Here is a 25841-nt window from a genome sequence, read left to right as displayed (position 1 = left end):
CTAATTGGAAGATACGGTTTCAGGATTTGATTTGGAATTTTTACCTGAAAAATAACCGATCAAGCCTTTTTTAATGCGTTTGATAAGGCTAGGTCCTTCATAAATCATGCCTGAATACACCTGTACCAAACTTGCACCTGCCTCCAGCTTTTCGATAGCATCCTCTGCAGAGTAAATTCCTCCCACACCGATAATCGGAAAGGCGGATTTAGACTTGGAGGATAAATAGCGAATGACTTCTGTACTCCTATTCTTCAGAACCTTCCCGCTGAGACCTCCGGCTCCTATGGCTTCCACTTCACTTTTAGCTGTTTTTAATCCGCTTCGATCGATGGTCGTATTCGTCGCAATCACCCCATCTATTTTGGTTTCGGCTACGATCTCAATAATATCGTCCAACTGGCCCTCTGTCAAATCGGGAGCGATTTTAAGCAGGATTGGTTTAGGCTGTTCTTTTTCATCATTTGCATTCTTGACTGCCGTCAAAAGTGCTTTTAAAGGTTCCTTTTCCTGCAAATCCCGCAAATTGGGCGTATTGGGTGAGCTTACATTGACCACAAAATAATCCACATATGGATGAAGTGCCTCTAGGCAAAAGAGGTAATCATCTACCGCTTTTTCATTGGGGGTAACCTTATTTTTGCCGATGTTTCCTCCGATGATCACATCAGATTTTCGCTTCTTCAGCCTTTCCACTGCATCCAAAACTCCTCCATTATTGAATCCCATGCGATTGATTAAGGCTTCATCCTCCGGCAAGCGAAATAGCCTAGGTTGCGGGTTTCCTTCCTGTGGTTTTGGGGTAAGGGTACCGATTTCGATAAACCCAAAACCCAGCATGGCCATCTCATCAATCAACTTGGCATCCTTGTCAAAGCCAGCAGCCAGGCCCACGGGATTTTTGAATTTCAAACCAAAAACCTCCCGCTCGAGGCGCTTATCCTCCAAATGGAAAACACTTCCAATCAAAGATCCTAAAACTGGAAAATTGAATGTCTTTTGGGTGAGATTGACAGTAAAATGATGCGCTTCTTCAGCAGGCTTGGTGAAAAAGAAAGGCTTTAGGAGAGTTTTATACACGGGATTGCTTTTTTCCTTTTGGACAAAAGTAGCCATTCCCACTCAAAATTCCCTTTTAAAAAAGGGATGAATTAACAGCTACAATCTTGAACCAGATTCCGAATTCCCTTCTGCACAGAAAGGCGAACAGCTTGTTCAATGGAGCCGAAGTTTAAGGAAAGACTTTCTGAATCCCCAACTGGGATCGGAATACCATCGATGGTAGTCTCCACCGCATAGTCAGACACAATCTCTCCCATAGCTGTCTCAAAAAGCGCAATCCGAAGCATACTGCTCACCCGGGTATCAGACTCCCAGTAGCTTCCCATTTCAGGTTCCTCAGGAGAAATGGCTTTCCATTCGCCAGTCCAGCCTGCATCACCAAGGCTTAAGCCAAGAAGGTATGGAATTCCGAGTTGCAGGTTAATATTAGCGCGCTGTACTGGATCGTTGATGTCACGAACCCCTGCATTGAGCAATTCGTAATCCATCCGATCATAGAGCTCCACATTAGTAAAACCTTCCTCCCGCAACGTGCCTAGAATTCGATTTTCCAACTCATTGAGCTGTGCAGTACTGAATTTTCGAAAACTTGGTTCCCAATGCAAAGGCATTAAAAGAATCCCATCGGATTTGCTGACACAAGTCAGACATTTAATTCGGGGATAGATTTTGGTGCTGGTGCAGCTTGCAAAAAATAAACTGATAGCCAGTGTGAGAAATATTGATTTTTTCAAAAACTAAATTGGCCCTCCCTTGGCCCATTTACTGACTATTCCTAGCGTTCCAATCACATTTAAACCGATACCAATGAGCAAGAGTAGTTCACCATTTGGATTATCCATGATTTTGAAATAAGCACCAAAGACTACAGCTGAATTACTTAATAGCAACAGCTTGAACATCATTATTTGACGCTTTGTAAACGTCTTGAAAATTGATTTCAACATCACTCCACAATTTTAAATTTCTCCCCCGCCTCTTTTCGGCTAAAGGCATTGAAATGCCACCATTCCGAACCAATCCCTGTAAATCCGGATTCTGTCATGACTTTTCGGAGAATATCACGGTTTTTAACCTGCTCTCGACTAATGACACCTTCTTGAAGCATTTGCTCCTCCCGATCGGGATAAGCCGCATAACCGAAGAAATCATAGCCCGTACCCATATCCAATATAGAATCAGCTTCTGTGTCAAAGATTGTCAGGTCTACCGCCACCCCAAAATTATGTAAGCTCCCTACTTTTGGATCAGCGACATAAAGTGGTTTGACACTGTCCGGCTTGTCCAAATTATCCCAAAGAATCTGCTGCACAGAGCGGGGACGAACGCCATCATAGACATGAAAGACAAGATTGGGATGCTCGGACTGAAGCTTTTCCTGTGCTTGCCGAAGCATCTCAGCTACTTCAGGCTGCAGATAGGCAGTGGTCAAGTCACCATAAACATCCTGACCAAAAAAGTTATCCTCAGTGGAATATTTTAGCTCCACCCGAATTCCGGGGATCACCTCCTCCAAGTTGACCAGACCTTGTTCGATCAAGTTTTGCTCCAACTCTGAAACGGGCTCATCGATCTTCTCAACTAGCGGCTCCAAGTTTTCTCGTTGTTGCTCGGAAAAGACCTCTTGATCACTTTTCGGCGTGCTGCAGGCAAAAACCAGCCCTGTAAAAAGTAGTGACGCGTATTTCATTTAATCAGGATTTTTTATTGACCATGGTCGCTGAAGCCTGTGCGGTAGGCAAAACTACAATATCTGCCAAAACCACATGTGGCGGCCGATTCACACAGAATTCCACGATTTCGGCGATATCCTCAGCCAAAAGAGGCTCGTAACCCTGATAGACTTTTTCGGCCCTATCCCCATCTCCCTTAAATCGAACCAGCGAAAACTCCGTCTCCACCAATCCCGGATGAATACCTATCACTTTGATTCCAAATGGATTTAGATCAATCCGCATTCCTTTAGTGATGGCATCCACGGCATGCTTGGAGCCACAATAGACATTCCCATTTGGATAGACTTCCTTACCAGCGATGGAGCCGATGTTGATGATGGTCCCGGATTTCCGTTCGGTCATTCCTGGGATAATGGCCTTGGACACATACAGCAAGCCTTTGACATTGATATCCATCATGGCATCCCAATCATCGGTGCTACCCGTCTGAATTGGATCCATTCCATGGGCATTCCCGGCATTATTGATCAGGACATCGATTCCTTTCCATCGCTCAGGGAGATTTCCCAATAAATCAAATACCGCTTCTTTGTCCCGAACATCAAAAGTCAAAGGAAGTACTTCTATACCCTTGGCTACCTCCTGCTTGAAAGCTTCCAATCTATCAGTTCTTCTACCTGTCACGATCAGATCATAGCCGTTTTTTGCCAAAATCAAGGCGCAGGCCTTTCCTATTCCGGAGGTCGCCCCGGTAATTAATGCTATTTTTCTTTCCATTTGGACAAGTTAGGATAAATGAAAACTTTCGAAAAGCCGACTATTGAAAATTCAGGTAAATCGTCACTGACTTTCGCTTGATGCTGGAGATAGCATCGCGTATTTCGGGAATGGTATTTTCAGGTTGGTAGAGGTTGTTGAGTCCATGAGAAAAGCGGATCTCAGGGGCAAATTTGAAATAACGAAAGTAAACCTCAAATCCCATCCCCAACTCAATGGTGTAGTCCTGCCCCACGGTTACCAAATCTTCCAAGTTTGCCTCGTCCTGAGTCTTGGTGCGGAACATGTAGCTCGCTCCTCCGATAAAATACATCCGGGTATTATTGAATCGCTGTGAGCGATACTTCAGCAAAAGCGGCAACTCAATCATCGTGGATTCACTGATGAGGGTATTGACATTTACTGCAGGACTAACCGGCTCATCTGGATTGGGGATATCCGGCACCAAGTCATTCGAAAAATATTGAACCTCCGTTCTGAACTCATAAAACCCGATTTTGGGTGTGAATAAAAGTTGCATTTGGTCATGAAAGCGCAGCATTCCTATAAATCCCAAAGAAAAGCCGGGGGTATATTTTGGGAAAATAGCACGCACATTCTGACCGGCAGTATTGGGTGTTTGCACAAATCGATCCGCATATTTCAATCGATAGGTACTGGTATGACCTGCAAGGAAAAACCCATAAGATAAAAGCTTATCATCCGACCCAGACGTACTTGTCAAGCCAAATAAGCCTTGAGCATTGGTGGACGATAAAGTTAAAAAAGTCAGAAATAGGGTAATTAACCCTATTTTACTCCTACGTAAATCGAACTGATACCAAAAGTGAGCGGTTTGCATACGGTGCTGTGAAATCCTACTTTGTTTAAGACTGCCAGAAAATCCTGTCCATCCGGGAATGCCTGAACGGATTCGGGAAGATAAGTATAAGCAGAATTGTCCTTGGATACAATTTTACCAATTTGAGGCAAAACAGCATTGGAGTAGAAAGAGTAGGCCTGTTTCATTGGAAATGACCTAGGCTTGCTAAATTCCAATATCACGGTTTTCCCGCCGGGCTTCAGCACTCGATACATATCTGCCAGTCCTTTTTCCAGATTTTCGAAGTTTCTGACACCAAAGGAAACGATCACGGCATCAAACTTATTATCCTCAAAAAGTAATCCTTCCGAATCCCCTAGCTGTAAATCGATGATATGATCCAGCTTTCGGTTTTTCATTTTTTTCCTGCCCTCGGCAAGCATACCTTCCGAAATATCGACTCCGATGATTTTCTCAGGTTTCAGCGCCAAAGCTTCAATCGCGAAGTCTCCGGTACCGGTAGCGATATCCAAAATCAACTTCGGCTGATCAGCCTTGAGCATTTTGACGGCTTTCTTTCGCCAAATGATATCAATACCCAGGCTCAGAACATGATTGAGCAAATCATATTTGGGGCTGATATTGTTAAACATCTCAGCAACCTGAGCTTTTTTAGGGTCTTCTTTATCTTTGTAAGGGACTACGGACATCAGTAATTCTGTAATTGGTGCGCAATATTACTGAAGAAACCCGAGGAAGGGAAAATTGTTAGCTAATAAAGCATTTAGCCTCTTCGGATTTAACCCGGATTATTCACTAGGATCCGTAATAGCCTGTCCCGAGAATCGGGAAGAGTTCAAAACGCAAGGAAATCAAGTATTTCGCGAAATAGACATAGCATCGCTACGGTGATTGAGCTAAATGCAGCGAAGCGGTTGATTTGAAAGCGTTTTGGGCTCGTAACAGGAAGTCTAATGTATATTTCGGGTTTAAGTTCTAATTTTGCGCAGAAATAAAAAATTATGATCCGCAAAGCAGAGTTTGTCATTTCCAATTCCAATCCGGGCAACTGCCCCAAGCCTGATCGGGCTGAGATTGCCTTCATTGGCCGATCCAATGTGGGCAAAAGCTCCCTGATCAACATGCTGACCAATAAAAAAGGATTGGCAAAAACCTCCCAAACTCCCGGCAAGACCCAATTGATCAATCACTTTCTGATCAATGATCAATGGTATTTGGTGGATTTGCCTGGCTACGGATTTGCCAAGGTAAATGTCAAAGTCAAGGAGGGCTGGGAAAACATGATCAAAACCTACCTGACCAAACGAGAGAATCTTTGCGGAGTTTTTATTTTGATCGATAGTCGCTTGGAGCCCCAAAAAATTGATTTGGAATTTCTGCTTTGGTGCGGAGTCAATGGTGTGCCGGCTGTTTTGATTTTCACCAAAGCTGATAAACTCTCGAAAACCAAAACCGACCAAAATGTTCGAAAATTTTTGAAAAAGACAGAAGAGATTTTCGAAGAAGCACCAGACTATTTTGTGACTAGCGCAGAAAACCAGATGGGAAAAGATGAGGTAAATGCCTTCCTCGAAGAACTCGTCAGAGAATATGAAAACGGTGCGGCCGAATAAACACAAGTTCTATATTTGCATACTGATAAATTAAACCAATGGATTTTAAAGAAATTGCAACAGTTTCCGGCAAACCGGGACTATTTAAAGTATTAAAGCCTACTCGTACAGGGGTGATTTTGGAGAGCATGGATGAGAAAAAAGCCAAGCTAGTAGCAGGCATCTCCCATCGAGTTTCCATTTTAGGCGATATCTCGATCTACACCCTGACCGAAGAAGGCGCTGAGCCTCTACAGCAGGTCATGCAGAAAGTCGAGGCGGAATTTGAAGGAGATTTAGGACTTGACAGTAATCCGGATGATGCCGAATTGCGGGCTTTTATGAAGCATATCCTTCCGGAGGTAGATGAGACCAGAGTGTATGTCTCTGATATCAAAAAACTCATTAGCTGGTATAAAATCATCCGAAAATTCGCTCCTGAGGTGCTCAAGCCTAGCGAAGCGGGAGAAGAAAGCGCAGAAAAGGAATAAGACTATACCTTAATAATTAATATTTCGTCATTGCGAACAAAGTGAAGCAATCTTTTCTCGTTCAACCATAAAATCATTAAGATCGCTTCTCCCTCCCCTGTCGGGATCGCGATGACGAATTCATTTTTTTGTCTCATGAACCAAGAACCAATTTTACATACTGCCTATCAATTGGCCCAAAATCAGTTTGACTTACCTGAATTGGTAGAGGCATTTGATGAGGAAAAGGCAATTAGACTTTTGACCTTAGCAGTCAGGGATCTACTGGACAAGGATCTAGAAAAACTCCTGAACATTTGCTATCGAATTGATTTATCGGAAAACACCCTCAAGCAAATCCTTCATCAATCGGAACCTGATTCGGTAGCATCAGATTTGGCTAAGGCACTTTGGGAGAGACAAAAACAGAAGGCTGAAATTTGGAGGAGGTATTCTTGAAGTTACACGCCTCACTTCTTTCGGTGAAATATGCTACGCTTCGCTTCGTAAGATATGGCTTCGCCGAGATACCCTCCCTTCGGTCGTGAGATATGCCTTCGGCGAGATAGGCTTCGCGAAATACACTCTCTTCGGTTGTGAGATACACAAGGAATTTCTAGTACTTAATACAATTGGGAATCTATTTCAATTTATTTCAGCTCGCTTGCGAGTTTTATTTCTATTGTATTTCTACCGTGTATCAAAAAAATTCCATCTTCACACTCCCCATTAGATTACTCCGATGGCTTTGTTGGTGCTTTGAATTACCTACGGCTTGCTTTTAAATTTCCAACGACGACTAATATCACTACTCCAAGCAAAGTTACAAGTACCTGAACTATCGAAGTTAAATTGGGCATTTCCAACCAAATGGATACTGGATAGGAAATAATGCAAAAAACTCCCATCAGATTGAATAGAAGTGCAGCAAAGAGTGGTAATCCATTCTTCACAGTTCTTTCTTTATCTATTTGTGATAAATTATTAAAACCAGCGAGAATACCTGGATAAACTCGTACTACAAAACCAATAATTAAAAAAAGAACTCCTGCTATCAATGCACCCATAACTTTTACCTTAGCAAGTCAAAAATATTTAAAAACCTGATTATTACTACTCCAATACGAGAGGCACTCTATTTCAATTTTTTTCAGCTCGCTTGCGAGCTATATTTCTATCGTATTTCCCTTATTCCTTAATCTCAATTACCTTAAACTCCGTACGTCGGTTGACCTGATGATCCTCTTCTGTCTGGGCGTTTTCAATGATCAACTGCGTCTCACCATAACCTTTGGCCACCAACCGATCAGCCGCAATTCCTTGAGAAACCATGTAATTCACCGCTGACTCGGCACGTCTCTGCGAAAGCTCCAAGTTGTAGGCATCAGAAGATCTGTCATCTGTATGCGAACTCAGTTCGATTCGAATCTGAGGATTGTCTTTCAGGATCTGTACTAGTTTATCCAACTCCTTCGCCGCGTCCGGTCGGATATCGGCTTTGTCCAGATCGTAGTAAATATTTTCAAGCACTATAGATTTTTCCAAAATCAACTGATCCAAAACAATCGTCGTATCCAAGGTCACATTGGTTACGTCCTGCACCAAAGTAGCTGGATCCGGTGTTTTTCCGAAGGTATTGTATGGAACAGATTTGGAGAAATAACCGCCTTTTGAAGCGATGATGGTATAGTTAGACTGAGGCTCCAGGGTAAATCTAACCCGACCATTGCTATTCGAGAAGTCTCCTCCGATCTGCTTATTGTTTCCATCATAAAGCACCACACGAGTATTATCCAAAACCTGATCAGGCTCTCCCGCTACCCGCTGCTTGGTAAAGACATTAAGCAGGACGTTGACGATTTTTGGCTTCGGGGTTTTATCCTCGAAATAGTAGATATCATCATTTCCAATCCCACCTTCTCGATTGGAAGACAGGAAACCTTCTTTAGGGTAATTGGTAAAAAAGATCCCGAAATCATCCGCTTCACTATTGATATTCTCACCGAGATTTTTGATGACTTGTTTTCCACTTTCATCTTGCTCAGCTACGAAAAGATCCAATTTTCCAAATCCTGGATGCCCATCCGAAGCAAAGAAAAACTTGCCATCAGGAGCAGGTCTAGGGAAAAGCTCATTTCCTGGGGTATTCACATTTGGACCCAAATTCACGGCATTTCCAAAGTCTCCATTTGCCAATTTGGTAGCTTTGTAAATATCGATTCCTCCATAGCCTCCTGGTCGGTCTGAAGCAAAATAAAGTTCCTCCCCATCAGGACTAAACGCAGGAGTAGAGTTCCACCAGTTTTCCTCTTCATTCACGGGCAGCCAAATGGGCAAAGTGAAGCCTCCTCCTCTAAAATAAGATGCAAAAAGTGCAGTCTCAGGAAGGTCCCGTGGAGAGGTAGAATTTCCCCTGGCATAGATCAGGGTATTCCCATCCGGACTGATAGCCATAGCAGCCTGATTCAATCCTTCTTCATTCGGGAATTCCGGTAAGGCTTGAATCCCACTGACATCCACTCGAAGGTCTTCCGCTCTGGCTCGGAATAGTTTGGTGTAAGGTGTGCCTGTAGCTGGATAAATTCCAGAAGCCTGCCTTGCAGAAGTGAAATAGAGGAAATTTTCACTCACAATAGGAGCGTAATCATCTCCCGGAGTATTGAGTTCTCGGTAATTAACCAATTCATGGAAAGGCCAGTAATTCTCTATCCCTTTCGCTAGATTTATTCCTTCGATCTCCCGCTGAGTTCGGGCAAGCAAGGCCTCATCTTGGGTATAATTTTTTGCATTTTCGAAAGCTTCGATAGCCTCATCTCCTTTTTGTTGCGCTTTGAGACTTTGTCCCAAAAAGAAATAGCGCTCAAAACTGGGTTCGATATCCACCAATTTTTGATAATAATCCGCAGAATTTTCAATTCGGTTGGAAAGCCGATAGCTCTCAGCGATCACTTCATTGGCCCGCTCATTAGCGGTGTCTTGCTCCAGTATTTGTGAAAAAGTATTGATGGCATACTGGTATTCTCCTGAGAGGAACTGGTCTGTTCCCTTTTCCTGAAGGCTTTTACAGCCTGCTAGAGACAGCATAATGAGGAAAATTCCCAAAAAATAATTCTTCATTCGATAAGACATTGATGATCTGGACTGAATATTACTAATTAATTTGGAAAATATTTGTTCAACCAACTTTTTGAGGCAGGTATCCAAAGGCTTTCCAGGTCTGCCTTGGTCTGAATCAGAGGATTGATCACCAAGGTATCCGTATCAATTTCTCCCTCCACCACTTTGGATTTGATTCCCAAGGCAGGAGCTATCTGAATGGAATTGGCGGATTTGAAAGCTACTTTTCCCCGGTCAGTCAAGTTGATTTGCAGCAAATTTTCAAGCTTCTGCAAGGCACGAACCGAAGAATCAATCGAGCAACCGCTTGTCGCAGATCTCGACTCATCGGCAGCCAAAACAATCACCTGATCTTCCAAAATCTCGAAGGAAGTCAAAATCCCATTCCCATGAACATTCCATCCCTCACAGAAGGTTTTCAATTCACTTTTGGCAAGTTCCAATTCCTTTTCACTGAGTTTGCGGTCAGCTTGATACACCCAAACCCGGCTTGATTCTGATAAATTTTGGAAGGCTACGTACATGAATTGATTTTTTGACAAAGAAAAACCCTTTCTACCTAACGGCAAAAAGGGTCGAATTGATTCAATCTTTATCAGACTTATATTCCCATGTCTTTGGCGATCATTTCAGCCAGGTCATAAACCTGCACCTCATTTTCGCGCTCTTTATTTTTGACCCCATCGGTCATCATGGTGAGGCAAAACGGGCAACCCACAGCAATGGCATTCGCTCCGGTAGCTAAGGCCTCCTCTGTCCGCTCAATATTGATATCTTTCTTTCCTGGCTCCGGCTCTTTAAACATCTGCGCCCCTCCTGCCCCACAGCAAAGACCTTTAGTTCGGCATCGCTTCATCTCGACCAATTCCACATCCAGCGCCTTGATGACTTCCCGAGGAGCCTCATACACATCATTGGCTCGTCCGAGATAGCAGGAATCATGGAAAGTGATTTTCTTTCCCTTAAACTCCCCTCCTCCTTTCAGAGCAACCTTGCCCTCGTTGATCAGCTGCTGGAGAAACTGCGAATGATGAATCACTTCGTAGTTTCCACCCAAAGCTAAGTATTCATTTTTGATCGTATTAAAGCAGTGAGGACAGGCAGTGACCACTTTTTTCACCTCATAGCCATTTAGCACTTGGATATTGGCGACCGCCTGCATTTGGAACAAAAACTCATTCCCTGCTCTTCGCGCCGGATCCCCGGTACAGGCTTCCTCTGGACCCAAAACCGCAAAAGACACCCCGACTTTATTCAGGATTTTTACAAAAGCTTGGGTGACAGCCTTGTATCGGTCATCAAAGGAACCGGCACAACCGACCCAAAAAAGAACTTCCGGACTTTCGCCTTTCGCGGCCATTTCGGCCATGGTTGGAACTTGATATGTAGACATATTTTCGGATTTACGATTTTTGATATTGGATTTAGGAGAAAAACTTTGAAGCAATGCTTAATCTCGACAATTCAATCACTTAGGTTTACTAAATTTTCAATTTTTCAATTTTTCAATCTGAAACCTCCTCATTTTTTACAGAATCAGCCCAATTAAATCGATCCTGCGGGCTGAATTTCCAAGGAGAGAAACTGGTCTCCATATTTTGGAACATCGCATTCCACTGAGCAGGAGTTCCAGACTCTTCCATAGCCACATAGCGGCGCATTTGTAGAATAATGCTCAGCGGATCAATATTCACCGGACAAGCCTCCACACAGGCATTGCAGGAAGTACAGGCATTCAATTCCTCTTTGGTGATGTAGTCACCAAGCAGTGATTTGCCATCCTCCAGTCCAGGTCCACCGACGTCAATACTTTTACCGACTTCATCCGCCCGATCGCGTACATCCATCATGATCTTTCGGGGAGAAAGTTTCTTGCCAGTTAGATTAGCCGGACATTCTGCAGTACAGCGACCACATTCGGTACAGGAGTAGGCATTCATTACATTTACCCAAGAGAGGTCATTGACATCTTTGGCACCAAAGCGGCCGATTTCTGCAGGTGGCTCATTGCTTCCTTCGGTAGGAATCCCAAGCATCATATTGACCTCATTGGTAACTTCCGGCATATTGGCCATCTCTCCTTTTGGCTTCAAATTAGAATACCAGGTATTTGGGAAGGCTAAGAAAATATGCAAGTGCTTGGAATAGGTCACATAAACCGCGAAAGCTAAAATTCCCGCGATGTGGAACCACCAGGCAAATCGCTCCACGAAAACCAACGACCCGGTACTCATGCCCTCAAAAAGCGGCTGAATCAAACTACTGAAGAACAAGGTTCCCAAAGCGATGTAATGCTCATCTCCCCGATTGGCCAGGATTTGATCCGTCGCATTCATAGTGAGGATGGCCAACATGAGAACTATTTCGATGACCAAAATCAAATTTCCGTCCAAGGCAGGCCAACCTTTCATCTCGGGCTTGGTAAAGCGAGGCACCTTGCTGACATTCCTTCTCCAGAGGAAAGCCACACAAGAGATCAATACCGCCACCGCTAGAAATTCAAAGATATTGATGGCTACTGTGTAGGCCGATCCAAGGATGGGGGCAAAAAGCCGATGCGTCCCGAGAATTCCATCCAAAATAAACTCCAACACCTCCAGATTGATGACGATGAAACCTACATAGATCAACAGGTGGAGAAAAGCCGGAATCAGGCGTTTGAACATTTTCTGCTGGCCAAATGCGACCAAAAGCATGATTTTCCAGCGGGCTTCAGGCTGATCATTTCGGGTCTCTCCCTTTCCCAAAAAGATGTTGCGCTTCAGAAAGCGCACCCTTTTGGTGATAATAAAGGCAGCTACCGCCAAAATGATCAAAAAAGCAACTTGAGGTAAAAAGCTCATTTCGATACGATTAAGTAATGTTGAAGATTCTTTTCAATATTTTTTTGACAGAATGATTTGCATCAAATACACAAATACCTACCTTTGCATCACTTTAACAGAAGGTGATGTAGCTCAGCTGGTAGAGCATCGGACTGAAAATCCGTGAGTCGGTGGTTCGAGTCCACTCATCACCACGAGCCTCGAAGAAATTCGGGGCTTTTTTTATGCCCTTCCGCGGAGTATTCAGACCTATTTGACCCATCTCATTCATGAATGCAAAGTAAGAAATAGTCTGCATGCATACTATTTTTTATTTCTAATTTAAAACGAATCTAAAATTATTGATTGCTTAAACAATTGAAATATGCAGTTGGGGAGGCTTCGGGTTATATACTTCCATCAATTCATAAGGGTGAAAAAGGAAATAAATCGGTCATACCTAATTTTCGACAGGCTATTGCCTGCTAGAGCTAGTGATGCTATGCAAACCGGGACACCTCGCACCAAGAAAGCAGTCTGGAGACTGCATTTGTATCAGCACAAGTCAGGAGACTTGCGCTAGAGCTTGAGGAAACTTAGCCTCTAGAGCGGGGATATGGTAAGACACAGAGCACTGAAAGTGCGAAATGTATCAGCCCTACCAGAGGTAGGCAGGCCTGTATGAGCAAAGAGGAATGATGAGCGAAATGCTGGGCAAAAAGATATAAAGAGACCAGCCCTGGCCCTTAGTCTTTGATTGGTAATGGAATTTGGATGCCAGCAAGATGGAGACGAATTAATCATTGCAGTCTGAAGACTGCCTCAATATCAGCACAAGTCGGGAGACTTCCGCTAATGGTGAAATACCTTTTACCCAAACCAAAAAAAAATTTTCAAAAAATTGTAACCTTTAGATTCTTCAAGCATCACCTACACAAATGAATTCATTTTTTGAAGGACATATCTGGCCTTTGCGCGGAACGCTATTTCGGATGGCATTCCTCTGGGTGAAAGATCGGGCCCTGGCCGAAGACCTCCTTCAAAATGTCTTCGAAAAGTCCTTTCAGCGGGAAGATGAATTGGAAAAGCATCCTAACCTGAAGGCTTGGATGATCCGAAGTTTGAAAAATGAAGCTTTGATGCACTTTCGAAAAAACGGACGGATAATCTCGCTGGAAGGCGAAATTGAGCCATCGGAAGAGCCCAAAGAGTTGGAAAAAGGAAATGAGCAGCTTTCTGATCTGATGCGGCTCGTAGCCAAACTTCCAGAGAAGCAGAGCCAGATCTTTCAGTTGCGGGAAAGCGAGGGCCTGACCTATGAGGAAATCGCCGAATACCTGGAGATTTCGATTGAGCAAGTAAAAGTCAACCTGCACCGGGCCCGAAAAAAACTCCGGGAAGAGTACCTAAAAGTGAAAAAACCATGAAGGAACGAATAGAAAAACTTCTGAATAGCTACTGGGCTGGAGAAAGCACCCTCGAGGAGGAAGCTGAACTCCGAGAGCTCCTGAAAAAATCTGATGGATTTGAATCAGAGAAAGCTTGGTTTGCTGAATTGGAGGACTTTTCAAAAGAAGAACCGCACAACCTTCAAAAACCAAGAAGAACCCAATTGGCAAACCTCTCCTGGATGGGTTGGGCCGCCTCTATTCTGATCCTGATCGGAACATACTTTGGTTGGCAAGCCTATGAGAGACAGCAAGAAGAACAAGCCTATCATGAGGTCATGGCCGCTTTGTCTCTTTTCCAGGAGAAATATTCCGAAGGACAGCAGCAGCTTCAAAAAATGAATGATCTCAAATACCTCAATACTACCAATGAACTCTTCAAACCTCTAGAAAAATAAATCATGAACAGAATCATACTTCTATCCCTCCTTTTCTTCGGAAGTATCCTGACTTCTCTGGCTCAGGATGACGCGATCCAGCGCTTTTTTTCCAATTACATGGAAGACGACCGCTTTAGCCGGGTGTATATCTCTCCTAAGATGATGCAGATGGCGGGAGGCTTTCTGAAAAACAACGCCGAGGAAGCCGAATCACAAGACCTGGGAGAGCTAATCCAAAAAGTCCGCGGGATCCGGATCCTATCCTCCGATGAAGTGGACGGCATGACTATGTACAAGGAAGCCTACAGTTCCCTGACCAAAAACAAATACGAAGAACTGATGGATGTCCAAGACAAAGGCTCCAGCCTGAAATTCCTCGTACGTGAGGAAGGCGGACTGGTCCGCGAGCTGCTGATGATATCCGGTGAGAAAAGTGAGTTTACCCTGATGTCCCTTCTTGGAACTTTCACCTACGAGGAGCTCAATATGCTGGCTGACAAAACCAATATCCCCGGCATGGATCAATACGGAAAAGGAAACAAACAGAAATAAAACTTATCAATATACAGAAACATGTCAGCGGCCTTATTTTCTATGCTTTCTTGGCTGGAAGTCGGAAGAATGAAGATCGAAGCCCCTTTATTCCGATACTCTAGGCTCCTTGTAGGCCATTCTCTTTGATTACTAACAGAAAAGCTGACATCAATTAAAACTAAACCAATAATTACAAATTACTATGAAAAAGCTGATTTTAGCCATCGCATTATTTGGAATGGTATTTACCGTTCAGGCCCAAAGCAAATCTGTCCAAGCACTGTATGAAAAGTATAAAGGGGAAGAGGATTTCTTCCACATGGAATTGGGAGGGAACTTCATGAATTTCGCCGAAGGCTTCAAAATTGATTTGGATGAAGATGACATGGCTACGGTAGCCAAGTCTATCGAGAAGCTCAACTTCTTCAAGCTCCCGGAAAATGCCGATCGAAGCGGTGCAGAATACAAAGCCCTTAAAAAAGGACTGGAGAAAGAACGCTATGAACTACTGATGGAAATGGCCGATGAGGGTGAAATCAGGATTTATTCCAAAGGCAATAAAACGATCTCCGACCTAGTGGTGCTCGTCGGAGGCGATGCGGGAGATCTGATGGTCGTCGAACTCAAAGGTTCCTTTGCTCAGGAGCTCGTAGCCGAAGCGATGAAGCAAGGCAGGAAGTAGGAAAGTTTCAAAAAGAAAAAATTAAGCTACCAGCGAATTTGGTAGCTTTTTTTGTTTGATCTCAGTTGGAGTCCTGATTCTTATCAATCCGAACGGATTACAGAATCTGAGCCATTCTTCATTGGCCATATCAAATTGCTAAATAGCTTTGATTCCCTTCCTTCCCAAAAAATCCTGCCTTTAAGTTTTTTCACCGATCAAGATCTAATTCAGACCTTTGGTTTTTTGATTCCTGTGGCTCTTCCAATGGTATATGAGTTTGCGCGCGGGGGAAGGAAGCAGCCTATTGAAGCTCAGTGATACGGTTCACTTGAGAGAAGAGTATTTGATTATTTATCCTGACTCTTACTTCGTCCCCACAAAGTTCCTAAAGTTATCTTGGGAAATTACTTGAAAGTCAGCTGGGTAGGTTTCTAAAAATACAGATGGCTTTTTGACTTTGGCATTGGGGTTCCATTTAAATTCAAAGGCCGAAATCCGCCCACCTGCTTCCTCCAAGTAATCAATTTCTTGCTGTTGTTTTGTTCGCCAAAAGAATGAATTTGCATAGGCCGAATGGTAATGATTTCGCTTCATTCGCTCGGTGATCAAAAAATTTTCCCACAAGGCACCGATATCATTTCTGAACTCAATAGGATTGAAGTTCTGGATTAGGGCATTTCGGATTCCATTGTCGTAAAAATAGATTTTCCGGGTCGTCTTTATTTCATTTCGAAGATTTCTGCTGAAGGAATGAAGTGGGAAAATGATGCAGCTGAGCTCCAATAGTCTGATGTAGCTCGAAACCGTGTTTTTGTCCACTCCAGTTAGCTGAGCCAATTCATTATAGCTGACTTCAGAACCTATTTGGAAGGCAAGTGCTTGAAGGATTTTTTCCAAAACCTCAGGCTTTTTGATGGAAGCAAAAGAAAGAATATCCTTAAACAGATAGCTTTGCGTGATTTCATTTAGAATATCGCGCTCTTCCCCACGGTGATTAATGACATCCGGATAGTAGCCATAAATCAAGCGATTTTCCAGATCCCGCAGTGCATCCAAATACCCTACCGATTGCTCATATTCTTCATAGGAAATAGGGAAAAGAAAGTATTCGAACTTTCTGCCTGTGAGGGGCTCATGGGTATTGTTTCGAAGCTCAAAGGCAGAAGAACCACTCAGAATCAATTGTACATCTTTGAATTGATCGTGAATAATCTTGGCCGTAATACCAATATTTTCGATTCGTTGAGCTTCGTCAATAAAGACAATTTTGGCATTGCCAAGCAGGTTTTCGATTTGCTTGGTATTGGGATTAGTTAATTGCTGTCTAACCAAAGGATCATCCCCATCCAGAAACAAAAACTCCCGATCTTTCAATATCTCACGAATCAGTGTCGTTTTGCCGACTTGCCGCGCTCCAATCAGGACGATAGTCTTGCCTTTGAAAAGCTTATCAGAAATCTTTTTATGAAGTATTCTACGGATGGTGTTTTTATTCATTCACCAAAAGTAAGGTGTTTTGGTGAATTGATTCACTGAAAAGCATGACTTTCAGTGAATATAATGCTGCCTACCTTGGAAAACATCAAGGCAAGCTGATCCCGTAGTAGTTTGATTCAGTTTCTCGATGGGTGAAATTTGAAAAATCGGAGGGCTGTTGTCAAGCTGATCTCTCTGAAATAAAATCAGGGGATTTCTGAAAACACTGGGAAAGAAAATGGCTAATGAAAGGTCGGTAAGACGACTGAGATGGCATCATTCAAAGTAGCAAGTATCTTATTTTCCCCAGTAAATATTTACTGAAAATTAGAAATATCTTACTAGGTATTGGCTAAATAAGCAAATAATGTAGGGTCTAATGATTAGAGATACCATTCTGAAATCTTAAACAAAACTAATAAATAAAAAATTTAAGCTTGGATATACTCCGACTCAGCACCAATGAGATTTTGGAAAGAAGTCAGATGAAGAAGATATTAGGCGGGTCTATCCAGCAAACCTACAACCTAAGGTGTGGCAACTGGACTCAAGTGATGGAAGTTTCAGCTTGTAATAGGTCAACGATAGAGTTTTACTGCCAAGAAGGACAGCCAACGGAGGAGGCAGCTTGCATTTGTATCGGAGGAGGGTTTGGATAATTTTATTTGGGGCATTGGACTTTTAATTGCAAACAATCTACTTCCACACATTATAAGATTTGTTTGGATCAAGATTTGACCATAAGATCAACAATTTCATCCAGTGCCTCTTGTTTTATTTAATGCAATTTGGTAGAAAGATAAACTTAAAAATATGAGTAGAATACTAAATAAAGGGATAAAAATTCTATTTGTAGGGATATTTCTATTTTTTGAAAATGAGGTTAATACCCAAACTACCTTTTCGAAAATAGCCGAATTCAAAATTGATCTTTTAAATCCAGTTAAGATTCTAGACTACTACCCTGCCAAAAAACAATATTTGGGATATATCAATGAAGGGAGTAAAGGAAACAAAATTGCCTTGTTTTCAGAAAATGGTAAAGTCTTGGTATCAGAAAAATTGCAAGGAGAAGGGCCAAATCAGATCGTAGAATCTATCAATCAAATTGCCTTTGCAGAAGATGGAACTATATGGGTTCATTCCAGTCAAAATTTGTATAAGTATGATCAAAACCTGAAGAAAGTCAATAAAATTGCTTTTAGATCTAAGTATAATGTTACCCTTTACAGCCCTAAAAAACTGAATTACTTCTATGAAAATGGGGTGAAGGGAGATAACTCCTTTATCAGTCAACCTTCCGGATATTCCACTTTTTTTGGATTCACAGAATTTTTAAAAGAAAACCTGATAGAAGTTTTCAATCCTAAAAACGAAAAGACTTACAACTTTGCGCCAGTTTCAAATCGGTCAAATTTTTCTAAACTGGATCCCTCCATCGAGTCAATTTATGCTCCTATTTACTCACTAGACAAAAGCCGAGGAAAATTGTATCTGACCACTACTTTAGACGATGAAATTTCAATTATAGACCTGAGATCTAAAAAGAAAACCGAGGCTTTTAAAATCCGCCACGAAAACTTCCCAGTACTGAAATCCTCCAGAATTTCTTTGAATAATATAGCATCTAAGGGCCCAATTAATCTTGGAGCTAAAAATGATAATATTTACGTTTTATCAGATGGTACTGTAATGTTGGAATACATCAGAGCTATTTCACCTGAAGTTTATGAACAGAAAATAGCTGAAAACCGAAACTATCATCATTTTAGCGATCCATCCTACCGTCGATTGATTTTGATCAGAAATGGCAAACAAATAGGTGGAGATATATCATTCCCTTTTGGGGAAATTTCCTTGTTATTCCCCGATGATACTTTTTTAATAAAATTGATAAATCCCGACGAAGAAGAAGATTTTACACGATACGGCATTTTTGAATTGAAATAGTTTGGTTAATCACTCTCTTCACTCCACCACCTTCACCCCTTTCCAAAAGGCCACCCTACCTTTGATCTCAGAGGCTGCTGGCTTTGGGTCAGGATAGTACCAGGCCGCATCTTTGTTCAGCTCCCCGTCTACTTCTAGGCTGTAGTAGGACGCTTGTCCTTTCCAGGGACAGGAGGTCTTCATCTCTGAAGGCTTTAGAAAGTCAGGTTTTACCGAATCGATAGGGAAATAATGATTCCCCTCCACTACGACCGTATCAATGGATTCTGCGATTACTTGGTTGTTCCAGATGGCTTGCATATTGTGCTTTTCTAAGTAAAACACCTCCCGAAGTAAAAAAGATTGAAAAATTTTTTATTCGATACAATCGATTGCGAAACATGGATATAGGTAATTGATGTAATGACATGATTTTGAAATACTGATTATTACAAAATTTTATTTTCAATTTTGTAATAAAAACAGATCGGAACAGTTTTCGCAATCGATAGCGACAGAAAATTATTGTATTTTCAATAATTAAGTTTAAAAATTAACGAATATCAAAAAATAATATATTTTCATTGAAACATTTTCATTTTTAATACCGTTTGGTACCTTTGTAATGTCATTCGAAAGCAATTCGGACAGAATCCCATCAGACCCGGATGGATAAAGTAACCCAAAATATCCCCCTTGAATGGGAAAGCCATTCCTGGGTTACATTCAAACTAGAACCTATTAAACCAATTATTAAAATGAAAAAATTAATGACCATGCTTTTTGTTGCCGGGATGGCAACAGGAGCCTTTGCCGCAGGAGCGGAAAAATCAGTAGAGATTATTCACTCTGCAACAGCTAAAGTAACAGTAGCTATGACGGAAGCGCCCAGCAGCACCGTCATTGTCAAAATCAAGGATGCTGAAAACAGACTGGTTTTGAGAGATCGTATTACCAAATCAGAAGCTTTCGCAAAGCGCTACGACCTAAATGCCCTACCAAAGGGAACTTACTCTGTCGAAGTGACCGATGAGAGCGGAATATTGCGTACGACTACCTTCCAAAACTTCGTCACTGAGAAGCCTTCCGTGTACTCTAGAGTATCCAAAGTGGAAGACAACAAATACCGCTTGCTTGTCAGCAACTTGGCCGACAGTGCCTTTACGGTATCAATCTATGATGGAGACAACTTGATCCACAGCGAGAAAGTAAGTGATGCACAAGGTCTTCACAAGATTTATAACATCGAGCAGCCTAGCGCCGCTATCAGCTTCCGAGTGACTACAGAAGGTGGATTTGACAAGTATCTTTCTGCCCTTTAAGAAAAAGTGAACCAACTATATTGCAAAAACCCCGCTCTGGGTCTGAGGCGGGGTTATTTTTTTGTCTAAACTCAACGAAAACGCAGCACCGTCTCCGCTACTCTTTTTCCTAAAGCTTCGCCTTTTTTCAGAAAAATCGGATCCAATTCTCCCTTCAAATCGAAAGGCCCCTCTCCCGTGATGGCCGAAGCACCAAAGGCAGATTCTACTGTATCTCCACCAACCAAAATCATCCCATGAATCAGCATGCTATGCATCAAATTCAGCATCACAAGCTCCTCTCCGATAGACATGCCTCCTCCTGTACTGAACACCGCGCCAATTTTATCTTTCAGAGGTCTTCCCTCAAACGGCCAAGAATTGATAAACTCCTGCACTGAAGGGGCGATATTGGCATTGTAAACAGGTGATCCGAGGATGATGGCAGAAGCGGCAAGTAAGTCATCCTGTTGAACTTGATCTATCGGTAAAAGCTTAACATCTAACCCTTCTATAGATTGTGCGCCCTCTGCTATAGCTTCCGCCATTTGCTCGGTATTTCCAGACTGGGAGTAGTAGGTGATTAATAAGATTGGTTTAGATGATTGAGAAAAAACCTGAAAATAAAAAAGTACAAAAAAACAAGATAATACGATCGACTTTATTCCAATCCTCTTTATTCTTATTTTGGTCGAAGTAGTCATGAAACACTTTTTATACTATTCAAACAATAATATCAAACAGAGCATCCATTTTCACCTCATTGGTAATCAGCAGATTGCTGTAGGAGTTTTGTCTAACGCCATAAGTACTAATAAGTGCCAAGTGAACTGCTTTTTTTGTTTTTGAAACCTCCTTAAATACAGCAATTTTAGACCGTAAACTGTCTGCATAATCTTTGGAAATGGTAAAGTTATCCAAGCTAAATTTGCATTCACATATTGTAATGACGTGGTCTCTTCGATCAATAAGAATATCAATTTGTGCTGATCGATCTCCTGTCGAGCCCCTCCAAGCCGCGAGCTCGGCCTGGATTCCACTGATTCCAAGAGCCTTTTTGATCTGCTGTACATGATCTATAGATACCTGCTCAAACATAAAACCCTGCCAAACGCGGTGTCTAGGCTGATCGATTAGATGCAACCAGTTGCTAATTTTAGACTTCTGCAAAAATCTAAAATAGAAAGAAGTAAAGTAATCAGTGAGCCGATAAATGGTATTCTTTTGCTTACCATCAAGTGATGGATAAGATGAAATAAATCCACTCTCTTCTAGGTCAGCCAACACCTTGGAGAGAGTCCCGCCAGAATTCAAAGCAGAGTTCTTGATTATTTCATTTCTTGAAATTCCGTATGTCTTTAAGGATAGAACTTCCACTACCTTCTCATAGATTTCATGACGCTTGAAAAGTGCTCTATAGAGATTTTGAAATTCATTTCTGAGAAGTCCACTTTTTTCAAAAAAAAGTTCTTGAATTATTTGCGGAGCACTTTTCCCAGGCTCTATTGCATCCAAGTAGTAAGGAATTCCACCTAGACACATATACAGTTGGATGATCTGATACCGGTCCAAATGACAGCCTTTTCCAATAAGCATTTCCTCCGTTTCACCCAAACAGAAAGGCTCGATTTTCATTTGAGCAGTGACGCGGTTATGCAAGCCACCAGTACTATAGATGACCTCTGTAAGCATCCATGAAGCTGCCGAACCACAGACAATCAGCAAAATATCCATACGATGGGTAGCCCAAGTATTCCAAAAATGTTCCAAACCCATCAGAAAGTCCGAACCGTGTGTATCCATCCAGGGCAATTCATCGATGAAAACAACTAATTTCCCTTGTTTTTTCCTGGATTCAAGATGCTCTCGCAATCGCTGAAAAGCAACAAGCCAATTTTTAGATGGAGTATCATAGGTCAAATTCGATTGACGACTCAGTTCTGTATCAAAATTAAAAAGCTGTTGAGCCGTAGTTGCATTTGCCATTCCTGTGATAAAAAAATCGAATTCATAATGGAAGAACTCTTTTATCAAAAAGGTTTTTCCAACTCTTCTTCGACCATAAACAGCCAAAAATTCAGATTTTTTACTTCTGAGAAGTTTCGGAAATCGCACTTTAAACTCTTGCCTTCCAACCAAATTAGAGTTACTCATTATTTTTAAATTCCAGCCAAAACATACCCAAATATATCATTTCTGGCTGTAATTAATTTATTTTACAGCCAGTTTTATTATAAAAATACCAGTTTTGGCTGTAAAAATCTTTTTGCTTTGGAAAAATTCAAAAAAATCCCCGAATCAATCGACTCGGGGATTTCAAAATCAATTAATATCAATTCTTATTTACTCCAACTCGCCTTTCCACCTTTGGCAGAATCGACGGTGATGCTATAGTTGGAAGCAGAGGATACAATCCACCTTACCTTCACTGCACTCATTCCGGGGATATTATCCACTGCGATTCGTTCTGGTCTAAGCTTTTGCTCTTGGTAGCGCTTGAAGTCTTCATTTTCTACCACAAAGCCTGCGACAACTTTAGCCCCGGAAATGGAGACATAGTCCGGACGCTCGATATTGTACTTCAAATCCTGCGAGGAGTGTGTTGGCATCATTCGTTCATTAAAAATAGTAGCCGTAATCGCTTTCAATCCACCACCAAGGTCCTCTTCGCTTACATCCATCACCGATAGCTTCGGTGTGTGGTAGGCATGATAGATGGTAAAGGCTGAGTTTCGATGCGCATCCTGCTCTAGCAAGAATCCTGGATGGGCTCGTCCAAAGGTTTTCTTAAAACCTCCAATCTCAATCTCACCATATTGTGGGTGATTGTAGCTTGCCCAATCCACAAAGGCATCTCCGAAAGTCAGTAACTGATCGACTTTCAACTGCTCTTCCTGATTGCCTCTACCGGCATTTTGATGGAAGTAGAGATAGGAAATCATCAACTCATTGGAATAGGTGAAAATCCCGCGATTCCCATAAAACCAATCCAATTCCCCTCCAAACACTGAATATAGATCCTTGTAAACTGTGAGGTAACGATAGCCTGGCATCATTTCTTCGCCTTTTTTGGCAATGGCATCGTAGATTCGGATATCCTCTCGGTTGTAAGTATTCACATCCTCTTCGGCACCAGGTCCACGAAGAATCATTCCTCCATAGTTGTGATAACTCTGAGCTCCCGCAATATTGGGATGCTTCATCACAAATTCCATCACCGAGCGATTTTCTGGAAGTGTGAAGGGATAGCGCATGGCACCTCTTTGGATGTAGTCCGGCTGCCAGTTCCAGCCCCAATCCCGGTTGGGATCATAGTAGCCGACATCATCATCATTGATACGACCGTCACCGTCTAGATCAGTTCCTTCCTGACCGAGAATTTCATACTCTCCCACCTGATCGGGTCCGACAGGCATCAATCGTCGAGGATCCAGAGGGTCTTTGATGTAGCGACCAGTAGGAGATTTCCGGATCATCTGGGTAATATGGCCATCTCCATCCAAGTCGTCCATTTCATCCTCAGCTGCCTGCCCATCTCCATCATTATCCAAAGGAATAACTCCGGATCGAGGGGTGTTTTGGGTATTTGGCTTTAGGAAAAAGTCATTTCGCGCATCCGGATTGATGGTTGGTGTGATGTAGAACGTTTTATCCCGAAGCAACTCCTGGATAAATTCCGTATCTGCATGCATCTCAGTTAGGTACCAAGCGGTGTAAAGCGCAAATTCAGCTCCCTGAATCTCATTGGAGTGAATGTTTCCATCGATCCACATGGCAGGCTTATCGGTGTCCTTCCCTGCGGAAAAATCCGTAATGGTCAGGGTCATAATATCCCGACCTTCGTAAGATTTGCCGATGGATTCGATTTTCGCCAAACCAGGATGTGCCTTAGCGATCTTTTGCATTACTTCCACAAGGCCTTCATAAGTGTAGTAGCGGTTCCAAGCCGCTTCTACCTTTGGCATGTGCGGAGAACCTACCGCTTTGAAAAACTTTTGCTGCGCGCTTGATTCGATACTTGCCAGGCTCGCTGCGCCCAAAGCCAAGGCAAGGATTGTATTTTTTATATTCATCTTCTTCATGGCTTTAGAGTTTGAAAGTTGCATTGACAAAACCTGCATGAGGAGCACCTGCTTTGAAGTTGACGTCGCCTTTTCCACGTATGATCCAGCTAAGACTGGCTTTTCCGTAGGCATCTATAGAGTCAATCAATTGGATCTTTTCTCCTGAAATCAATCGATCAGAATCCGCTGCTAAATCAATTCGGATTTTTCGCAGCCATCGAGACCGCTCACCCATCTCCGAATGAGTAGGAAGGGGTGCATTATTAAACAAATCCAAAGAAATTCGGGTCAAACCATTTCCGATAGATTCGATTTTGAGGTTTTGTACTTCCAGATTCGGCTGCATTTCTGCCAGCTTGAGGATAAAATCCGTATGCTCTTCGGCTATTTCATCTACCTTTTCGTAGGGAGGATTTGCCATTACAAAAGGCTTGATTCCTCCTACTTCTACTTTTTTGCCTGGAAAATCTGGATGAGAAATCTCCGTCCAAGGTACAAATACATCATTCCAACCAAGCGAATCTGCCCAAGCTAAATAGTTGGCTTCAGCATTGGATTTGCCTTTGAATTCAGGTGTCCAATATCCTGGTGTACCAAAGCTCAAGCGAGCAAAATGGAAGTAGGCCCACTGAAAGAAATCTCCGTCTGTTCCCTGATTATTCTGCTGAAAAGCTTTTTGAGAAACCGTACTCTTGTACATTTCTGAGACCATGGCGTTGATGGCTTCGTCTTTCTGCAAAATGGAGGTCACCACTCGCTTTCTTGCATTTGGCGCATTGTACTTCAGCGGGGAGGAGAGATTATTTGCAGGAGAAAAAGTCACAAAAGCGAAAATATTCCATTGCTCAAACAAGTAATCCAGCATGGCTCTTGTCTCCGGCTGCGATACTGGAATATCTCCAGCTAAAGGTTCGAAAACCGGGAATTTGTAGGTCAGGGATTTATTGAAAGCTATTCCCTCTTTCAAATCCTCTGCAAACTTTCCGTCTTGATCATCATCCTTACTCTCTTTGTAAACCAGGTACTGTCCATCCTCACCTTTGCTGCGATCAGCTTTGACCAACACGCGCTCATCTTCATCAGAAACCTTGTAGTCTCCCATAGGATCCTCCACACGCATCCAGCTGATGAAACCGTCTCCATTGAGGTCGGTGTAGCCATTGTCTCCGGGCATACCATCCCGGTCATGATCGACGGCAGTAGCATTACCGCGACGCTCATACTTCAGATTTGCGTGATACTGCTCATAGGCATCAGGAGACATATTTGGGAAAATATAAAAGGTAGTCTCCTCCAATGCTTCAGCATGCTCACTAACCAATCGCTCGGCAAACTGCGTGGCTAATTCCACACTCAAGACATGAAAACCTTCCACTCCACCGACCACAGCGATGGCTGGTTTCTGGTCCATGTCACCGGTTCCGACTTTCAGAACCCAAACATCCTTACCACTTGAGGTTTGCCCGAGTTTTTGAAGGTTGGCATTGGCACTCGAGCCAATTTTTTGAAGTCGCTGCTCCATTTGTGAAAGTGTAGGATAATCGCCTTGGGCCCAAGCTGACCCGGCGACAGAAACACTTCCAGCAAGCAGGCAGCTGAAAAGAAATTTTCGCATAAACTAATGGGATTTAATTACAGGTGAATTCGATCATCACTGCCTAATTTTATCAAAATATATCCAGATAAGCACCAAGACTTACTTCTGAAAGCCCAAAAAAGCTTGA

General features: G+C 42.5%; 29 protein-coding genes and 1 tRNA gene. 12 read left to right on the top strand and 18 right to left on the bottom strand.

The genetic code is table 11. The features are described from left to right. The 7 genes from G457_RS0118580 to ubiE all read right to left on the bottom strand — a co-directional run bounded on the left by G457_RS0118580 (position 1) and on the right by ubiE (position 5027). Positions 1-1080: a quinone-dependent dihydroorotate dehydrogenase gene (locus G457_RS0118580; protein ID WP_026947794.1), complete on the bottom strand. Its 1080-nt coding sequence runs from the start codon at positions 1078-1080 to the stop codon at positions 1-3. Between the two features lie 71 nt (positions 1081-1151). Continuing rightward, positions 1152-1796, bottom strand: coding sequence for a hypothetical protein (locus tag G457_RS0118575; RefSeq protein ID WP_155847197.1), 645 nt, complete (start codon positions 1794-1796; stop codon positions 1152-1154). A 3-nt stretch (positions 1797-1799) separates the two neighbouring features. Then, positions 1800-1967, bottom strand: a complete 168-nt coding sequence (locus G457_RS22860; RefSeq protein WP_155847196.1) for a hypothetical protein — start codon at positions 1965-1967, stop codon at positions 1800-1802. 41 nt (positions 1968-2008) lie between these two features. Then, positions 2009-2752: a M15 family metallopeptidase gene (locus tag G457_RS0118565; RefSeq protein ID WP_026947792.1), complete on the bottom strand. Its 744-nt coding sequence runs from the start codon at positions 2750-2752 to the stop codon at positions 2009-2011. A gap of 4 nt (positions 2753-2756) precedes the next feature. Continuing rightward, complete coding sequence (locus G457_RS0118560) at positions 2757-3515, bottom strand: SDR family NAD(P)-dependent oxidoreductase (RefSeq protein WP_026947791.1); 759 nt, start codon at positions 3513-3515, stop codon at positions 2757-2759. A 40-nt stretch (positions 3516-3555) separates the two neighbouring features. Further along, positions 3556-4356, bottom strand: coding sequence for a type IX secretion/gliding motility protein PorT/SprT (gene porT / locus G457_RS0118555; RefSeq protein WP_026947790.1), 801 nt, complete (start codon positions 4354-4356; stop codon positions 3556-3558). Further along, entirely contained in the window at positions 4305-5027 is a 723-nt protein-coding gene (gene ubiE, locus G457_RS0118550; RefSeq protein WP_026947789.1) for a bifunctional demethylmenaquinone methyltransferase/2-methoxy-6-polyprenyl-1,4-benzoquinol methylase UbiE, read from the bottom strand. The genes porT and ubiE overlap by 52 nt, the downstream gene beginning before the upstream one ends. Positions 5028-5339: 312 nt before the next feature. Between ubiE and yihA the strand changes: the two genes are divergently transcribed. The 3 genes from yihA (at position 5340) to G457_RS0118530 (ending at position 6859) form a co-directional block, all read left to right on the top strand. Continuing rightward, the gene (gene yihA, locus G457_RS0118545) at positions 5340-5951 is read left to right on the top strand and encodes a ribosome biogenesis GTP-binding protein YihA/YsxC (protein WP_026947788.1); all 612 of its coding nucleotides are present in this window, start codon (positions 5340-5342) and stop codon (positions 5949-5951) included. Positions 5952-5989: 38 nt separating this feature from the next. Next, the gene (locus G457_RS0118540; RefSeq protein ID WP_026947787.1) at positions 5990-6421 is read left to right on the top strand and encodes a DUF5606 family protein; all 432 of its coding nucleotides are present in this window, start codon (positions 5990-5992) and stop codon (positions 6419-6421) included. Positions 6422-6556: 135 nt separating this feature from the next. Further along, the gene (locus G457_RS0118530; protein WP_026947786.1) at positions 6557-6859 is read left to right on the top strand and encodes a hypothetical protein; all 303 of its coding nucleotides are present in this window, start codon (positions 6557-6559) and stop codon (positions 6857-6859) included. 305 nt (positions 6860-7164) lie between these two features. Here G457_RS0118530 and G457_RS0118525 read toward each other — a convergent pair whose 3' ends face one another. From G457_RS0118525 to G457_RS0118505, 5 genes are all read right to left on the bottom strand, one after another. After that, the gene (locus G457_RS0118525; protein ID WP_026947785.1) at positions 7165-7467 is read right to left on the bottom strand and encodes a DUF3784 domain-containing protein; all 303 of its coding nucleotides are present in this window, start codon (positions 7465-7467) and stop codon (positions 7165-7167) included. A 121-nt stretch (positions 7468-7588) separates the two neighbouring features. Continuing rightward, positions 7589-9517 carry an OmpA family protein gene (locus tag G457_RS0118520; RefSeq protein WP_026947784.1) on the bottom strand — a complete coding sequence of 643 codons (1929 nt, stop codon included), beginning with the start codon at positions 9515-9517 and terminating at the stop codon, positions 7589-7591. Positions 9518-9555: 38 nt separating this feature from the next. Beyond that, the gene (locus tag G457_RS0118515) at positions 9556-10041 is read right to left on the bottom strand and encodes a hypothetical protein (protein ID WP_026947783.1); all 486 of its coding nucleotides are present in this window, start codon (positions 10039-10041) and stop codon (positions 9556-9558) included. A gap of 77 nt (positions 10042-10118) precedes the next feature. Continuing rightward, the gene (locus G457_RS0118510; protein ID WP_026947782.1) at positions 10119-10910 is read right to left on the bottom strand and encodes a (Fe-S)-binding protein; all 792 of its coding nucleotides are present in this window, start codon (positions 10908-10910) and stop codon (positions 10119-10121) included. A gap of 112 nt (positions 10911-11022) precedes the next feature. After that, positions 11023-12360 carry a 4Fe-4S dicluster domain-containing protein gene (locus G457_RS0118505; protein WP_026947781.1) on the bottom strand — a complete coding sequence of 446 codons (1338 nt, stop codon included), beginning with the start codon at positions 12358-12360 and terminating at the stop codon, positions 11023-11025. A gap of 103 nt (positions 12361-12463) precedes the next feature. Between G457_RS0118505 and G457_RS0118500 the strand changes: the two genes are divergently transcribed. From G457_RS0118500 to G457_RS0118475, 6 genes are all read left to right on the top strand, one after another. Then, a tRNA-Phe gene (locus tag G457_RS0118500) sits at positions 12464-12536 on the top strand. 723 nt (positions 12537-13259) lie between these two features. Beyond that, positions 13260-13748, top strand: coding sequence for an RNA polymerase sigma factor (locus tag G457_RS0118495; protein WP_026947780.1), 489 nt, complete (start codon positions 13260-13262; stop codon positions 13746-13748). Further along, on the top strand, positions 13745-14167 hold the full coding sequence (locus tag G457_RS0118490) for a hypothetical protein (RefSeq protein WP_026947779.1): 423 nt from the start codon (positions 13745-13747) through the stop codon (positions 14165-14167). The genes G457_RS0118495 and G457_RS0118490 overlap by 4 nt, the downstream gene beginning before the upstream one ends. Before the next feature lie 3 nt (positions 14168-14170). Beyond that, entirely contained in the window at positions 14171-14701 is a 531-nt protein-coding gene (locus G457_RS0118485) for a DUF4252 domain-containing protein (protein WP_026947778.1), read from the top strand. 184 nt (positions 14702-14885) lie between these two features. Then, a complete protein-coding gene (locus tag G457_RS0118480; RefSeq protein WP_026947777.1) occupies positions 14886-15365 on the top strand; it encodes a DUF4252 domain-containing protein in 480 nt (159 codons plus the stop codon). 51 nt (positions 15366-15416) lie between these two features. Then, positions 15417-15665: a hypothetical protein gene (locus G457_RS0118475; protein ID WP_026947776.1), complete on the top strand. Its 249-nt coding sequence runs from the start codon at positions 15417-15419 to the stop codon at positions 15663-15665. Positions 15666-15710: 45 nt separating this feature from the next. On the opposite strand, the gene G457_RS0118470 is transcribed toward G457_RS0118475, so the two are convergent. After that, entirely contained in the window at positions 15711-16844 is a 1134-nt protein-coding gene (locus G457_RS0118470; protein ID WP_026947775.1) for an ATP-binding protein, read from the bottom strand. Positions 16845-17260: 416 nt separating this feature from the next. Here G457_RS0118470 and G457_RS22855 point away from each other — a divergent pair, with 416 nt between their 5' ends. Beyond that, complete coding sequence (locus G457_RS22855; RefSeq protein WP_155847195.1) at positions 17261-17482, top strand: hypothetical protein; 222 nt, start codon at positions 17261-17263, stop codon at positions 17480-17482. A 154-nt stretch (positions 17483-17636) separates the two neighbouring features. Then, positions 17637-18773, top strand: a complete 1137-nt coding sequence (locus tag G457_RS0118465) for a hypothetical protein (protein ID WP_026947774.1) — start codon at positions 17637-17639, stop codon at positions 18771-18773. Positions 18774-18791: 18 nt separating this feature from the next. Here G457_RS0118465 and G457_RS0118460 read toward each other — a convergent pair whose 3' ends face one another. Then, positions 18792-19073, bottom strand: coding sequence for a DUF427 domain-containing protein (locus tag G457_RS0118460; protein ID WP_026947773.1), 282 nt, complete (start codon positions 19071-19073; stop codon positions 18792-18794). Between the two features lie 437 nt (positions 19074-19510). Between G457_RS0118460 and G457_RS0118455 the strand changes: the two genes are divergently transcribed. Then, the gene (locus tag G457_RS0118455) at positions 19511-20074 is read left to right on the top strand and encodes a hypothetical protein (RefSeq protein ID WP_134199695.1); all 564 of its coding nucleotides are present in this window, start codon (positions 19511-19513) and stop codon (positions 20072-20074) included. 71 nt (positions 20075-20145) lie between these two features. On the opposite strand, the gene G457_RS0118450 is transcribed toward G457_RS0118455, so the two are convergent. The 4 genes from G457_RS0118450 to G457_RS0118435 form a co-directional block, all read right to left on the bottom strand. After that, complete coding sequence (locus tag G457_RS0118450) at positions 20146-20757, bottom strand: flavodoxin family protein (RefSeq protein ID WP_155847194.1); 612 nt, start codon at positions 20755-20757, stop codon at positions 20146-20148. 19 nt (positions 20758-20776) lie between these two features. Then, positions 20777-22207 (bottom strand): AAA family ATPase, encoded by a 1431-nt coding sequence (locus G457_RS0118445; protein WP_026947770.1) that lies wholly within the window; start codon positions 22205-22207, stop codon positions 20777-20779. Positions 22208-22392: 185 nt separating this feature from the next. Then, complete coding sequence (locus G457_RS0118440; protein WP_026947769.1) at positions 22393-24126, bottom strand: M14 family metallopeptidase; 1734 nt, start codon at positions 24124-24126, stop codon at positions 22393-22395. Positions 24127-24139: 13 nt separating this feature from the next. Then, positions 24140-25732, bottom strand: a complete 1593-nt coding sequence (locus tag G457_RS0118435) for a M14 family metallopeptidase (protein ID WP_026947768.1) — start codon at positions 25730-25732, stop codon at positions 24140-24142. Positions 25733-25841 lie beyond the last annotated feature (109 nt).

It is taken from the genome of Algoriphagus marincola DSM 16067, assembly GCF_000429405.1.
Taxonomy (GTDB): Bacteria; Bacteroidota; Bacteroidia; order Cytophagales; family Cyclobacteriaceae; genus Algoriphagus; species Algoriphagus marincola.
Note: the sequence above shows the minus strand (reverse complement) of the source record. Positions and strands in the feature narration are given on the sequence as shown.

Excerpts from the sequence above, each read along its gene's own strand:
- G457_RS0118480 (WP_026947777.1), top strand. The coding sequence starts at position 14,886 with ATGAAAAAGCTGATTTTAGCCATCGCATTATTTGGAATGGTATTTACC.
- G457_RS0118505 (WP_026947781.1), bottom strand. The coding sequence starts at position 12,360 with ATGAGCTTTTTACCTCAAGTTGCTTTTTTGATCATTTTGGCGGTAGCT.
- G457_RS0118560 (WP_026947791.1), bottom strand. The coding sequence starts at position 3,515 with ATGGAAAGAAAAATAGCATTAATTACCGGGGCGACCTCCGGAATAGGA.
- yihA (WP_026947788.1), top strand. The coding sequence starts at position 5,340 with ATGATCCGCAAAGCAGAGTTTGTCATTTCCAATTCCAATCCGGGCAAC.
- G457_RS0118445 (WP_026947770.1), bottom strand. The coding sequence starts at position 22,207 with ATGAGTAACTCTAATTTGGTTGGAAGGCAAGAGTTTAAAGTGCGATTT.
- G457_RS0118495 (WP_026947780.1), top strand. The coding sequence starts at position 13,260 with ATGAATTCATTTTTTGAAGGACATATCTGGCCTTTGCGCGGAACGCTA.
- G457_RS0118460 (WP_026947773.1), bottom strand. The coding sequence starts at position 19,073 with ATGCAAGCCATCTGGAACAACCAAGTAATCGCAGAATCCATTGATACG.
- G457_RS0118465 (WP_026947774.1), top strand. The coding sequence starts at position 17,637 with ATGAGTAGAATACTAAATAAAGGGATAAAAATTCTATTTGTAGGGATA.
- G457_RS0118435 (WP_026947768.1), bottom strand. The coding sequence starts at position 25,732 with ATGCGAAAATTTCTTTTCAGCTGCCTGCTTGCTGGAAGTGTTTCTGTC.
- G457_RS0118530 (WP_026947786.1), top strand. The coding sequence starts at position 6,557 with ATGAACCAAGAACCAATTTTACATACTGCCTATCAATTGGCCCAAAAT.
- ubiE (WP_026947789.1), bottom strand. The coding sequence starts at position 5,027 with ATGTCCGTAGTCCCTTACAAAGATAAAGAAGACCCTAAAAAAGCTCAG.
- G457_RS0118515 (WP_026947783.1), bottom strand. The coding sequence starts at position 10,041 with ATGTACGTAGCCTTCCAAAATTTATCAGAATCAAGCCGGGTTTGGGTG.
- G457_RS0118450 (WP_155847194.1), bottom strand. The coding sequence starts at position 20,757 with ATGACTACTTCGACCAAAATAAGAATAAAGAGGATTGGAATAAAGTCG.
- G457_RS0118520 (WP_026947784.1), bottom strand. The coding sequence starts at position 9,517 with ATGAAGAATTATTTTTTGGGAATTTTCCTCATTATGCTGTCTCTAGCA.
- G457_RS0118490 (WP_026947779.1), top strand. The coding sequence starts at position 13,745 with ATGAAGGAACGAATAGAAAAACTTCTGAATAGCTACTGGGCTGGAGAA.
- G457_RS0118470 (WP_026947775.1), bottom strand. The coding sequence starts at position 16,844 with ATGAATAAAAACACCATCCGTAGAATACTTCATAAAAAGATTTCTGAT.
- G457_RS22860 (WP_155847196.1), bottom strand. The coding sequence starts at position 1,967 with ATGATGTTCAAGCTGTTGCTATTAAGTAATTCAGCTGTAGTCTTTGGT.
- G457_RS0118525 (WP_026947785.1), bottom strand. The coding sequence starts at position 7,467 with ATGGGTGCATTGATAGCAGGAGTTCTTTTTTTAATTATTGGTTTTGTA.
- G457_RS0118510 (WP_026947782.1), bottom strand. The coding sequence starts at position 10,910 with ATGTCTACATATCAAGTTCCAACCATGGCCGAAATGGCCGCGAAAGGC.
- G457_RS0118485 (WP_026947778.1), top strand. The coding sequence starts at position 14,171 with ATGAACAGAATCATACTTCTATCCCTCCTTTTCTTCGGAAGTATCCTG.
- G457_RS0118565 (WP_026947792.1), bottom strand. The coding sequence starts at position 2,752 with ATGAAATACGCGTCACTACTTTTTACAGGGCTGGTTTTTGCCTGCAGC.
- G457_RS0118540 (WP_026947787.1), top strand. The coding sequence starts at position 5,990 with ATGGATTTTAAAGAAATTGCAACAGTTTCCGGCAAACCGGGACTATTT.
- G457_RS0118440 (WP_026947769.1), bottom strand. The coding sequence starts at position 24,126 with ATGAATATAAAAAATACAATCCTTGCCTTGGCTTTGGGCGCAGCGAGC.
- porT (WP_026947790.1), bottom strand. The coding sequence starts at position 4,356 with ATGCAAACCGCTCACTTTTGGTATCAGTTCGATTTACGTAGGAGTAAA.
- G457_RS0118455 (WP_134199695.1), top strand. The coding sequence starts at position 19,511 with ATGAAAAAATTAATGACCATGCTTTTTGTTGCCGGGATGGCAACAGGA.